This is a genomic window from Arthrobacter sp. HMSC08H08, assembly GCF_001807575.1.
Taxonomy (GTDB): domain Bacteria; phylum Actinomycetota; class Actinomycetes; order Actinomycetales; family Micrococcaceae; genus Pseudoglutamicibacter; species Pseudoglutamicibacter albus.
Genome location: NZ_KV789409.1, coordinates 1 through 12,848 on the forward strand (window position 1 = coordinate 1; position 12,848 = coordinate 12,848).

The following is a 12,848-nucleotide window of genomic DNA, read 5'->3' on the forward strand; positions in this document are numbered from 1 at the left end:
CGTAATGCTGTAGCGAATATCGGCTAGCCAAGGGTGTGCCCCCTCTTCTAAGGGGGGGGTAGATGGACTGTTCTTTCAGAAAGTTGTGACACATGCACTTTGATATCCATCACGCGGCCGCTACGCAGACTGTTACAGCAACCAACAGCGCCGCTGATGATCTGGATGATGCTTTCGCTGATGTGAAAGCTGGGTTGGATGGTATGCAGGAGGTGTTGAAGCATTCTCCTGCTGTTGCTGGGGCGTTAGTTGCTGTTAAAGAGGGTGCTGTTGAGCCTACCGCGGATGGTGTGATGTCTAAGATCCGTACCGCAACAGGCTCCACGAGTGATGCGTTGAAGCTGTATTGGGGTGGGGACCAGCAGATGACTGCCAACGTGTGCCCAGTCCCAGGCAATATCGACATGCCGGGGTGAGGTGAGTGAGCTTCAACGTCGTAGAGGTTGATGATCCGGATGAGATCCGCACACGGGTATCTGGTTTGCGCTCGAGGTTTGGTGATGCAGCTGATGCCATGAAAACCGTGCATGCTCGGTGGCGTCCTATTCAAGGCCAGTATGTAGCGCCTGAGGCTCCTACCGTGGTCGAGGCGATGAAGGTCCCTGAAAAGACGGTCGGTGAGTTTGATGACGCCGGCGAATCTATCAAGAGGGTGCTGGGAGACTATGCGACTAATCTTGATGGCCTGATGCAACGCCGTAGAGCACTCATGGACAAAATCAGTAACTATGAGGCGATGAATCCTGATGATGACGATGACGCGGGGCGTGACGAGAAAGAGAGTCTGCGTAAGGAAATCGAAGCTGATGCTTCTGTGTTGGCGCAGGATAAGGACGATGTCCAGAACCGATGCCGTGACAGCCTGCTAGCTATCAACATTGACGGTAAATCAGCTAAGAATGCACAAGACAAGGCCCCGCAAGCACATGAAGCCAACGGCGGGGCAGACTCGAACTTCTTTCAACAGACGTTGAATGAATTCACCGGAGCGAATGATCTAGAGGGCGTTGCTGGTGGGATCACGCAAAGCGTCGCGTTTGGGTTGAGTAGAACTGAAAATGCGTTGACCTTTGCAGGGGTGAAGTACACCACGCTTCAGGTTCGAAATAATTGGGCACCTGGGTGGCTGCAGTGGATTGCAAAAAGCAGCAAATTAGGTGAGCGCCTCGTTAAATGGACGACCGGATGGGAACCAGCGCTCCTCGTAAGAGTCGGGAGACGAACTGCGAGCAGTTTCATCAAGGGAAAGCACCCTGGCAACATCGCGCGTAAGCCAGAGAGCTTTAGGGACTTCCTACGTCTACTGGTAGGACGAACCATTTACGGAGTCAGTGAAGTAAAGAACCGCAAAGCGAACAAGTATCAAGCCAAACGGAAAGCCAAACTCATTACAGCCTCGAAGTGGGTTGGTCGCTCCTCCGTTTTGCTCGCTGGTGGCGTCAACTTCGCGAGCAGTTGGCAGGAAGACTCCAGGAAATACCCAAGTATGGGCAACGTTGAGAAGGGGTTGCGGGCGGGGGCAACCGCTGGGGCAACTGCCGGTGGGGCTGCACTTGGAGCCAAAGGGGGTGCAGCTCTCGGCGCCGCAATCGGCTCCTTCGGCGGCCCCGTGGGCACTGCTGCCGGTGCCGTTATTGGCGGTGTCGTCGGCGGTGTTGTTGGAGGGAATGTGGGCAGTTGGGTTGGTGACAGGTTTAAAGAAGGAATGGTCTGGTTTAAGAATCTGTTCTGACTGGGCCCGTTTTCGCCTGGTTAGCGGGGCCTGTTGTGCTGCTGCTTTGGTGTGGTGGCTGGATTTTAGGTAAAGGTGAGAAACGTGAAGGGTGGCGTTGTTTATGGATTTTCCAGATGTTGAGATTAAGATTCCGGAGCATCCTGATGCGAAGTTCAGGTTGCCTATCCCGGAGGACTGGGAGGTCGATGACTCCGGTAGTGATAATGGGGTGTTCATCTATAAAGGACGGCCTTCTGAACTCTGGAGTGTTGAGGGGTTTCGTTCTAATTTCGTGATCATCCAGAGGGCTTATGATCAGCGGCACGCCACGGATGAGGGCTATTACAACGAGATCCTCGCCACGGATGCTGGGTTAGCAGACCAACTGGCGGAATACCGCAATATTCACCTGGGTTGGGACACTCTGGGTGGGGATGATACTGCGGCCGTGTTGCGTGTGGCTTCTTACCGCAATGAGGAAGGTACACCGGTGGTGTTGTATCAGTGGAATGCGATACGCGGCGGTATTGAGATGAATGTGGCGTTGACATTCCATGCGGCACTACTTTTCGCGTGGGCAGACGTTGCATATATGTGGGCGAAGGAATTCGAATGGGCAGTGTAGAGAACAATCACAAGGAACAAGAAACCAGAATCGTTCTAAGCTGGGAACAATACCAGTACATGGTTGGTGGTGAATACGAAGGATATGGTCCCACACTTCATGATGTAACCGGCACTTGTGTGTTGACTAATGGTGAAGCAGAACCGGGCTATGAGCAGTTCTGGAAGATCTTTCACGCCACGCTAGGTGCGGTGAAAGTAGGGCGTCGACGTGCCGACGGCACCGTTAATGCTGCTCACGTGTGGACAGGCCCGGAAGGCGTTATCTCTACGGTAGAGAATCACACTGATGGCATCGTGACGATGATGGCTGCAGATCGTGACAGCCGGTTCACGCTTTTGATTGACAGTATGGTTTTAGGGCGGCGTAACTTCCGGCGAGACTATGAGCCAGGGCATGGAGTGATTAAGAAGAAAGACTTCCTGACTGTTCTCATCCCTGATGATCTACCGGCTTCTGAGCTCGCCGACTCTGTGAAAGCCCTCGCTGATTCCGTGAACCACATTCAGCCTGAGATGGCCAAAGATCTGGTGGATGGCCAATACGAGATGATCGTGGTCGAAGGAACCTATCAAGCAGGTGATCGTGACGAGGCCGGTGTGGTGATCTATCTTGATACTCCACACGGATATCTGCTCTATGACACCGAGCGCCGCATGTTGCGTAAAGAGCACCAGCTACACCCTGCACCCGGCTGGTACATCCTTCAACGCGCTGTGGCTCTGCTTCCACCTCAATGGCTCATAGAAGTCTGGCAAGACGAATCCGAACCAGCGGCTAGCTGAGCTCGGGGAGGTAGGGGGGGACAGTGTCTACAGAGGACAATCTACTATGGGTTGCCATGCTTACTTGGGCGGTGTTGTATTGGATTTACTACGTCAAGGCTGTACGTCATCCGAAGAATTCCTGGCGGTATGAATATTCCGGCTGGTGCATGAGACATTTGCATTTATATCCATACGTTTCGCTCATGCTCGGATTTATTTCGGTGGCGGCACTGCTCGGTCAACTGGATATACCGAAGTTCGTGCTGTTCTGGTTCGTAGGGGTGCCAATGTACGCCAGCATAGCTCTTTCTTTTATTGGGCTTCTTGGGGCAGGCGGTGTTCCTCTTCCTTATCCGTTGGTGCCTAAGTGGTTTGTGAAGCAGCGTCGAGAGGAATGGGCGAGGAGCAGAGCCAGGCGAAAGGTACGGGCACGAATTAGGCGTGAACGTAGGCGTCTCCGCAAGAGGAAGTGGCCCCCTCGCTGATTCGAAAACCGGCTTGGCGGAGAGCTAAATGAGTCCGGGGAGGTAGGGGACAGTGTCTCTAGGGGACAATCTATTCTGGGTCGCCATGCTTACTTGGGCGATATTGTATTGGATTTACTATGTCAAGGTTGTACGTAACCCGAAAAATGAGTCGTGGTGGGAATCGCCCTGGAGTGTCTTTAGCTTTTACCTATATCCCTACCTTGCGCTCATGTTTGGTTCTCTCTCGGCTACATTCCTGCTTGTGCAGCTCGGTTTGCCTAAGGTTGTGGGATATTGGCTCCTGAAGTTGGTCCCGTGGGGTGTCATCCTTTGTGTGGCTATTGCTTTTCTCGGGTTAGCCGGTGTCCCACTTCCTTATCCGTTCTTACCCAAGTGGGCGGTGATGAAACAGAAAGAGGACTTGGTTAGAACCATAGGTTATATCAAAGAGTACATGCAGAAATTGCGGGACCGCCTGCGTTCCCGCAGAAGAAAGTAGGCCACTCAGTGATTCGAAAACCGGCTTGGCGGAGAGCTAAATGAGTCCGGGAAGGTAAGGGACAGTGTCTGCAGAAGACAATCTACTCTGGGGTGTCTTGCTGGTTTGTGCGGTGTTGTATTGGATTTACTATGTCAAGGTTGTGCGTAAACCGAAATCTGATGCGTGGTATGACTCAGTCTGGAGTCTTGGAAGCCTGTATATATTTCCGTATGGATGGCTCGCTGCAGGTTCTGTTTCGGCGGCGCTATTGCTCGCTCAGCTAGATATGCCGAAGTTCGTGCTGTTCTGGTTCGTAGGGGTGCCAATGTACGCTGGCATAGCTATTGGATTTATTGGTTTTCTCGGGGCGGGCGGTGTCCCTCTTCCTTATCCGTTCTTACCTAAGTGGGCGGTGAAGAAACAGAAAGAAGAATGGGCAACTGCTATCGCCTGGCTGAAAGGTCGCGTACGAAAGCGGCGTGAACGTAGACGTCGCCGCAAAAGAAAGTAATGCACAGTCCCTGTAGAGAACAACCCGCTTCTTCCCCTTGAACTCGCCGGAGTACCTCCCGGGCATAGTTCAATCCTTCGCGAGCCGAAGTGCGCACCATTCCCAGGGCGCTTCAGGGTTCTAGACTTGAGAGCATGCCAGACTCCGTGCTCACGCCTCAGAATCCCGAACCGCGATACTCCAGCGAACACGCCCCTGATGCCCGTACACGGGAATCCCTGGATCAAGAAGTAGTGAGGATCTGCCGAGACCTGATCCGCATCGACACCACCAACCTCGGCAGCTATCCAGACGCCGCCAATGAACGTCCTGCAGCCGAATACGTCATGGAGCTGCTCCAGGAAGTCGGCCTCGAACCCACAATGTACGAATCCGCGCCAGGACGCGCCAGCGTCGTGGCCCGTATCGAGGGCCGCGAACCCGACCTGCCCGCGCTCGTAGTGCACGGTCACCTCGACGTCGTACCAGCCCAACCCGAAGACTGGTCCGTCAACCCGTTCGAAGCAGTCATCAAAGACGACATGATCTGGGGCCGCGGAGCCGTAGACATGAAAAACATGAACGCGATGATCCTCACCACCGTGCGAGACATGGCACGCCGCGGACTCAAACCACGCAGAGACCTCATCGTCGCGTTCTTCGCAGACGAAGAAGCAGGAGGCGAATACGGTGCACTATGGATGGTCAAAAACCACCCAGAAGTATTCGCTGGCGCAACCGAAGCCATCAGCGAAGTCGGAGGCTACTCAACCACCATCAACGGCGAACGCCTCTACCTCGTCCAAACCGCCGAGAAAGGCCGCGCCTGGGGCGCACTCACCGCCCACGGGCGCGCCGGGCACGGATCCGCCGTAACACACGAAAACCCGATCGTGCACCTGGCCACCGCTATCGCCCGCATCGCAGGCGATGACTGGCCCCGCGAATACAACGAAGCCACCACCGCCCTACTTGAAGGCATCGCGCACATCACCGGCACAGAATTCGACCCCGCCAACCCCCAGCCGCAACTAGAAGCCCTCGGGCCCACCGTGAAGTTCATCGCGAACACACTACAGACCACAAGCAACCCGACCGTCCTGAAAGCCGGCTACAAAGACAACGTCATCCCACAAGAAGCCCAAGCGCGGCTCGATGTGCGCACGCTACCGGGCAAACACGAATCCACGCTTGAACGCATCGCTGAACTCGCAGGCGAACACGTCACCTACAGCATCGACCACCACAGGCCATCAGTCAGCGCCCCGATCGATGCCCCCATCTTCGATGCGATGCGGGAGGCCCTGAACCGCCACGACTCCGGCTGCCACGTACTGCCATACATGCTCGGCGCAGGAACCGATAACAACGCTCTAGCCGACCTCGGAATCAACGGATACGGTTTCGCCCCACTGCTACTTCCCGCTGAACTGGACTTCACCGGCATGTTCCACGGGATCGATGAACGAGTACCCATCGAATCGATCACTTTCGGCCGCGCCGTACTCTCCGAATTCCTCCTCGACTACTAGCGCCCACAACCCATAGAGCCCCTACCACGAACGGAAAGGACATCACCGTGTCTGATCGAGTCACAGCAATCCTGACTCCCGGCCTGCTAGAAACCCTGCGTGAGCGCGCACCTGAATACGACCAGAACAACGAGTTCGCGGCCCAGGATGTGCGCGACCTCGCAGAAGCCGGCTACTTCACCGCTACGTTGCCAGTTGAAGAAGGCGGGGCAGGGTGGAGCTTCGCAGACCTGGTGCGCGCCGAAAGGATGCTGGCAGCCGCGGCACCTGCCACCGCGCTGGCCGTGAACATGCACCAGGTGTGGTGCGGCGTCGACAAGATCCTGCGGTCCTGGGGCGATGATCGGCTCGCGTTCATGCGCCAGTGGGTTTCCGAAGGCGAACTATTGGCCTTTGGGGTCTCCGAACCAGGCAACGACGCCGTGCTGCTGGACTCCTACACTCAAGCGACCCCAGGGCAAGGCGGCTATACCCTCAACGGCCTGAAAGTCTTCACCTCCCTAGGTCCGGCGTGGACGCGGCTGGGCGTCATGGGTAAACATGACGGCCAGCTGCTCTACGGGTTCGTGGAACCACAGGAAGGCGTGCAGCGAGTCGGGGAATGGGACGCACTCGGCATGCGGGCTTCCGGATCATTTGCCACCAAACTCACCGACGCATGGATGAAAGAAGAGACCATCCACACCCGTTTTGAGCCGTGGGATGCCACCGAGCCGCTGGTTGCGGCGATCTTCGCCTCCTTCCTGACCCTCACCGGTTCGGTGTACGTCGGCATCGCAGACCGCGCGCTCGAGCTCGCACGCACGAGCGCGAATGAACGCACATCCCGCTCAACCGGGCTGGCGCTCTCACAACAACCGGCGCCACGTACGCTTATCGCGGAGGCCGGCATGAAACAGATCGCGCTCGATGCAGTGGTCGAATCAGTCGTCAACGAACTGGATGCTGGACTCAACCCGAGCCCGGCAACAGTCGCACGGTGGGTGACATTGCGCACGATGGCTACCGACACCGCCCAAGCCCACATCGAGACCGCCCGAGCACTCTCTGGTGGAGCCGGGTTCACGCGCACCTCAGAGATCTCGCGTCTTTACCGCGACGTTGCGGCAGGTATGCACCATCCGTCGCAACGCCCATCGGCGATGGAATCTGTGGCTAACTGGCTGGTTGGTCCGGTGGAACACACCACTAACAGCTAGGTTGTGTCCGCTCGGCACGATACCCTGCAGTGGTGGAATGGTTATACGCAGCGATCCTCGGCCTCGTTCAAGGGCTGACTGAGTTTCTTCCGATCTCTTCATCCGCGCACTTGCGCATCACGGGGTCTTTCCTGCCTGGCGGGTCTGACCCTGGCGCGGCATTCACCGCGATCACCCAGCTAGGCACCGAGACCGCGGTCTTGCTGTTCTTCTGGCGAGACATCGCGCGGATCATCAAGCACTGGTGCCTAGCGCTCGTGGGGAAGATGCCGCGCAATGACCCCGACGCGCGTATGGGTTGGCTGATCATCATCGGTTCGATCCCGATCGGCGTGCTCGGTCTGCTACTGGAAGAACAGATCGACACAACCTTCCGCAGTCTGTGGATCGTGGCGTTCATGCTCGTGTTCTTCGGCCTCTTGCTCGCGGCCGCGGACTCCTTGGGTAAACAACGCCGACAGCTACAAGACCTCACCGTCAAACACGGTATTCTCTATGGTTTCTTCCAAGCGCTCGCGTTGATCCCTGGCGTATCCCGTTCAGGCGGAACCATCACGGGTGGTTTGGCCCTCGGCTATTCGCGTGAAGCCGCTACCCGCTACTCATTCCTGCTAGCGATCCCCGCGGTCATGATCTCCGGCGGCTACAAACTCGCGAAAGCACTTAAAGACGGTTTCGACGGCCCATACGGTGCAGGCCCCACCGCGTTGGCGACCGTCATCGCGTTCATCGTCGGTTTCGTAGTGATCGGATGGCTGCTGCGCTACATCTCAACCCACTCGTTCCGCCTGTTCGTGTGGTACCGCATCGCGCTGGGCTTCATCCTGTTCGTCCTGCTCGGTCTTAACCTCATCGACCCAACGGTCTAAACGGGCGAGCCACACGGTAGCCTCGAATGATAAGTGTTATGCCCGCGTTCCACCCCGTAACGTAAGGAGAGCCCGTGCAGTCTTGGCCACGACCACACGTTCCTCAGGTCCCCGGACAACCACCAGCGATGCGGTTGTTCGATACCTCGACAGGAAAGATCGAAGAGGTCAAGACGAACGATCGTGCATCCATCTACGTGTGCGGTATCACCCCTTATGACGCCACACACTTAGGGCACGCCTCAACGTATGTGACCTTTGACCTGCTGATCCGGCAGTGGCTCGATGCTGGCCTTGAAGTGAACTACATTCAAAACGTGACCGACATCGACGACCCGCTCCTGGAGCGGGCCAACGATACCGGCGTGGATTGGGAATGGCTCGCTGAAGACCAGACCAACCTGTTCCGCGGCGACATGGAGGCGCTACGGGTCATCCCACCGCAGCACTACATGGGCGCGGTTGCCGCGATCCCGTGGGTTGTTGAAGGCGTTGAGAAGATGCTCGCCGACGGTGTCGCCTACCGTGTGCGCGGTGCGGCCGGTGAGCCAGACGGGGATGTCTACTTCGACTCCGCGGCTGCAGCAACGGATGCATGGCGGCTCGGGGATGTGTCTCACTACGACGCCGAAACCATGAACGAGTTCTTCGCTGAACGTGGCGGCGACCCGGACCGTCCAGGTAAACGCGACCCGTTGGATCCGCTGTTGTGGCGGGTGGCCCGCGAAGGGGAACCATCCTGGGACGGCGGGACCCTCGGTGACGGCCGGCCCGGCTGGCACATCGAATGTTCCGTCATGGCGGCCCGCCTCAACGACGGTCCGCTCACCGTCCAGGCCGGCGGTAACGACCTCATCTTCCCGCACCACGAGTTCTCTGCAGGCCATACGGCCGCTGTTTCCGGTCACCGTCTTGCCGAACACTACGCACACACCGGCATGGTTGGCCTTGACGGGGTCAAGATGTCGAAGTCGCTCGGCAACCTTGTGCTCGTCTCAAAGCTGACCTCCGAAGGGCGCGATCCACGAGCGATCCGCGCGGTTATCCTGGATCATCACTACCGTGACGACTGGTCTTTCGAACACGCAGACCTGGAACGCGCCGACCAGCGCATCGCAACGTGGGAGAGCGCCCTGGGCCGCAGCACCCAGCAGCAGGCCGAGGACGTGCTCGCTCGCGTGCGGGCCGCACTTGCCAACGACCTCGATGCGCCACTTGCCTTGGCCGCACTCGATGAATGGGCCGCGGCAACGCACGATGGGCCAGCTACTTCCGATGCGGCCGCTCGCTTGGTCGCAGACGCCGTCAACGCTCTACTGGGTATCGAACTGCAGCCTGCCGGGAACTAGGACTTTCTAGGACGTGAGGTCGTCGCGGCCAGAAAGGTAGCGGCGGAGCTCTTCCGCAATGGCCTCCCCATCGATGCGCTCCTGCGGAGTCTCCTGTTCGGTCTGTGCATGTTGTTGTTTAAGCTCCGAAAAGAGAGTTGCCAGCCGCGGGTCTTCAGCGGCCGCGGCATCGAGGGCCTCTTCCCACTCTTCGGCGTGCGCACGCAAACTATCGGTTGGCAGATCCAAACCGAAATGCTCATCGAGCGCCGCGATCAGAGCGATCTGGGCCTTCGGATCCTGTAGCGCGGCAACATAGCGCGGCACATCAACCCACACATCCAGAACAGGTAGACCCGCCGCCCACGCGGTATCCGAAAGCACCGAAACAATGCCGGCAGGGCCCACATCCACCGAACGATCCGCTGAGGTCAGCGAACGCAGAGCCCGAGAGTCAGAGGTCAAGCGCGCCTGGGCATTCGCTGAATGAGGTATCTGTTCAGCGGTGGCGTGCAAGGCCGTGACCATAACAACGTTCAGGGCTTCGGCATGCATCAAAACCTCACCAACAAACGAGATCCACCGCATGTTAGGTTCCGGGCCCAGAGCAACCACGACGTCCAAACCGGTAGGGGTGCGGAACCGATACAACCGCGTAGTAGGCCAAGCGAGTTTAAGGTTTCCGTTGACACCTGCAACACGTGAAGGTCGATTGACGAGGAAGTCGTAATATTCCTCAGGTTCTAACTTGGCCGCCAAGGTTGAATCGACATGTTCAAGGATCCATTCCGCGGCGCTGGTCGCGGCGTGGCCAGCGTTCTCAAAGCCACCGAAAGCCGCGATCAAAACAGCCGGACGCAACTTATCCGTACTCGAACCCGAGACTGGCTGGGCGCGCACCCACTCCTTGACCGAATCAAACGGCACCGACTCATACGGTAATGATTCGAGCGGTTGAGTGCTCTCACGGTCACTGCTCACGAGCTCAGTCTCCTCACCTTCAAGCATTTATTCGTTACCCTAGTCACCCTCTCGGCGAGTGAAAAGACCAACCGATTAATCGGTTCGCGTTTTAGGACCTAAGATATGAGTCATGCCTACCGAAGGTGCCACCCAGCCGTGGTACAACCGTCCGCTCCCGCTCGGGAGTATCGGTGGCGTACCCGTTTCACTATCCACATCCTGGTTCTTCGTAGCCTTAGTCCTTCCCATCGCAGTGGTTGTGGTGGTCCAAGACTGGCTGCCAGGGACCACTACCGCTGTAGCGATCATCTTGGGGCTTCTACAGACAGTCGCCCTCATGTTCTCGGTTCTCATCCACGAGGTCGCCCACGCGCTCGTCGCTAAGGCACTCGGTTGGAAAACCACGGGCATCGAAGTCACGCTGTGGGGCGGGCACACGAGCTTCGATACGACGAAACCAAAAGCGTCGCAATCGTTCTTCGTCTCGATCGTGGGGCCGCTCACCAACCTTGCCCTTGCCGCGATCATCTATTCTCCCATCTGGCTCGGAGCCCAACTTCCCGATGGGCCGCTGAAGTTCTTCATCATGATGACGGTCATCGCGAACCTCGCGATCGGCGTATTCAACCTCTTGCCAGGCCTACCCCTGGATGGCGGCAGGGTAGTTGAGTCAATCGTGTGGGGTATCGCCGGGCGTCAGCCGATCGGCACGATCGTTGCCGGATGGATCGGCGGGATCCTCGCTTTGGCCGGCGGGGTCAGCGTCATCGTCTTCTTGGTGCAAGCCCAGCACAACACCAAGTTCGTGACGCTTCTGATGCTGTTGGTCATGATCGTTCCGTTGCTTGATGGAGCGGTCAAGTCAGTTCGGTTGGGACACTTCCGTTTGCGGATCGAAGGAATGCAGGCCGGGCAGTTGATCAGCCCCGTCGTGCGCCTCGCACCTCACGCTTCAGTGGCCGATGCGGTTGAGGCAGGGGTCTTTGACGACACCGTTGTCCTGGTCCTAAGCCAAGACGGAACGCACTTGTACCGTGTGCGTCCGGAACCGCTTCAGAACATGCTTCCTGCTGTGTATGCAGGCACGCCAGTGATGCATGTTGTGATGGACGCGATGGACGCCCATGTAGTCTCCGCTGAATCAGATGGTGATATTTTGGCTCGTGCCGCACTTGATTCTGAGACGGGGACGGTGCTGGTAGTGGACTCGCAGCAGCAATGCATTGGTGCTGTGCGTCGCGAAAGCGTTGTCAAGGCGCTCGAAGGGCGCTGAGCGAAAGGACTTAAATAGTGGCTGTAGGTGCCCAGCACCGTCGCGGACCGTTCAAAGTGGGCGACAGGGTGCAAGTCACAGACGAGCGCCGCCGCGTACACACACTGACCCTCAAAGAGGGCGGGGAGTTCCACACCCACGTTGGTGTTTTGTTCCACGATCAGTTGCTCGGCCAACCAGAAGGCAGCGTCATCGAGAACTCCGAAGGTGTTCGGTATCAGGCGTTGCGTCCACTTTTGAAAGATTTCGTTTTGTCGATGCCGCGCGGCGCGACAGTGGTGTACCCGAAAGACGCCGGCCAGATCGTGACGATGGGGGACATCTACCCGGGCGCGCGCGTGGTGGAAGCCGGCATCGGTTCGGGCGCGTTGACGATTTCTTTGTTGCGTGCGGTTGGCGATACGGGCCTTGTGCATTCCTTTGAGCGCCGTGAAGAGTTCGCGGATATCGCTCGCGGCAACATCGCCGCGATGTTCGGTGAAGTTCCGCCCTCTTTCCGACTATCCTTGGGGGACTTCCAGGATCGTGTGGTCGAAGAGCACAAGCCAGGCAGTGTGGACCGCGTGGTGCTGGATATGCTCTCGCCTTGGGAATGCCTGGATGCGGTAGCCACCGTTCTGGCTCCAGGTGGGGTATGGGTTAACTATGTTGCGACCGTAACGCAGCTTTCCCGCGTGATCGAAGCGATCCGCTCCGACGGCCGTTTCACCGAACCTGAGGCTTTCGAATCGATGGTGCGCGGCTGGCACGTTGAAGGTTTGGCTGTCCGGCCTGATCACCGCATGGTTGCCCACACCGGTTTTCTGATGACTACCCGCCGGCTCGCTGACGGGGCCGTAGGCATTCCAGGGTCTCGGCGCGTCAAAGACGTGACCTTCCCGGCTGAAGATGTTTCCGCTTGGACCGCCGATCACGACCCAGAAGCCTGGACAGCCGAAGGGCTAGGGGAGCGGGGTCTTTCAGCCAAGAAATTGCGCCGCTCAGCGCGCGACGCGGTAGCGATGGGCCGAGCCGCCGGCGCTGATCTTCCAGATGCAGGCAGCGGAAGCGAAGTCAACGGAACCCACGCCACCCAGCCCGAAGACTAGGCTGCATCCTTTCACGGCACGGCGCATCGACTGCCGAAGCTACACTCACCAT

General features: G+C 57.9%; 12 protein-coding genes. 11 read left to right on the forward strand and 1 reads right to left on the reverse strand.

Annotation, left to right across the window (positions count from 1 at the left end; genetic code table 11):
• Positions 1–92 precede the first annotated feature (92 nt).
• The 9 genes from HMPREF3175_RS08815 (at position 93) to mshC (ending at position 9,493) form a co-directional block, all read left to right on the forward strand.
• Positions 93–416 (forward strand): hypothetical protein, encoded by a 324-nt coding sequence (locus tag HMPREF3175_RS08815; protein ID WP_070492055.1) that lies wholly within the window; start codon positions 93–95, stop codon positions 414–416.
• Positions 417–421: 5 nt separating this feature from the next.
• Entirely contained in the window at positions 422–1,732 is a 1,311-nt protein-coding gene (locus HMPREF3175_RS10335) for a hypothetical protein (protein WP_070492058.1), read from the forward strand.
• A 103-nt stretch (positions 1,733–1,835) separates the two neighbouring features.
• Positions 1,836–2,339, forward strand: coding sequence for a hypothetical protein (locus tag HMPREF3175_RS08825; protein ID WP_070492061.1), 504 nt, complete (start codon positions 1,836–1,838; stop codon positions 2,337–2,339).
• Between the two features lie 191 nt (positions 2,340–2,530).
• Positions 2,531–3,124 (forward strand): hypothetical protein, encoded by a 594-nt coding sequence (locus HMPREF3175_RS08830; protein WP_141739761.1) that lies wholly within the window; start codon positions 2,531–2,533, stop codon positions 3,122–3,124.
• A 1,012-nt stretch (positions 3,125–4,136) separates the two neighbouring features.
• Positions 4,137–4,565 (forward strand): hypothetical protein, encoded by a 429-nt coding sequence (locus tag HMPREF3175_RS10210; RefSeq protein WP_141739762.1) that lies wholly within the window; start codon positions 4,137–4,139, stop codon positions 4,563–4,565.
• Positions 4,566–4,699: 134 nt separating this feature from the next.
• Complete coding sequence (locus tag HMPREF3175_RS08845; protein WP_083289535.1) at positions 4,700–6,076, forward strand: M20/M25/M40 family metallo-hydrolase; 1,377 nt, start codon at positions 4,700–4,702, stop codon at positions 6,074–6,076.
• A gap of 47 nt (positions 6,077–6,123) precedes the next feature.
• Positions 6,124–7,275 (forward strand): acyl-CoA dehydrogenase family protein, encoded by a 1,152-nt coding sequence (locus HMPREF3175_RS08850; RefSeq protein WP_070492071.1) that lies wholly within the window; start codon positions 6,124–6,126, stop codon positions 7,273–7,275.
• A 32-nt stretch (positions 7,276–7,307) separates the two neighbouring features.
• Positions 7,308–8,144 (forward strand): undecaprenyl-diphosphate phosphatase, encoded by an 837-nt coding sequence (locus HMPREF3175_RS08855; protein ID WP_070492303.1) that lies wholly within the window; start codon positions 7,308–7,310, stop codon positions 8,142–8,144.
• 74 nt (positions 8,145–8,218) lie between these two features.
• Entirely contained in the window at positions 8,219–9,493 is a 1,275-nt protein-coding gene (gene mshC, locus HMPREF3175_RS08860) for a cysteine--1-D-myo-inosityl 2-amino-2-deoxy-alpha-D-glucopyranoside ligase (protein ID WP_070492074.1), read from the forward strand.
• A gap of 6 nt (positions 9,494–9,499) precedes the next feature.
• Here the strand turns inward: mshC and HMPREF3175_RS08865 are convergent, their stop codons facing one another.
• A complete protein-coding gene (locus tag HMPREF3175_RS08865; protein ID WP_070492077.1) occupies positions 9,500–10,480 on the reverse strand; it encodes a PAC2 family protein in 981 nt (326 codons plus the stop codon).
• 85 nt (positions 10,481–10,565) lie between these two features.
• On the opposite strand from HMPREF3175_RS08865, the gene HMPREF3175_RS08870 reads away from it, so the two are divergent.
• Together HMPREF3175_RS08870 and HMPREF3175_RS08875 are read left to right on the forward strand one after the other, a co-directional pair.
• Complete coding sequence (locus HMPREF3175_RS08870; protein WP_052048325.1) at positions 10,566–11,708, forward strand: site-2 protease family protein; 1,143 nt, start codon at positions 10,566–10,568, stop codon at positions 11,706–11,708.
• A gap of 14 nt (positions 11,709–11,722) precedes the next feature.
• Positions 11,723–12,796, forward strand: coding sequence for a tRNA (adenine-N1)-methyltransferase (locus tag HMPREF3175_RS08875; protein WP_070492080.1), 1,074 nt, complete (start codon positions 11,723–11,725; stop codon positions 12,794–12,796).
• Positions 12,797–12,848 lie beyond the last annotated feature (52 nt).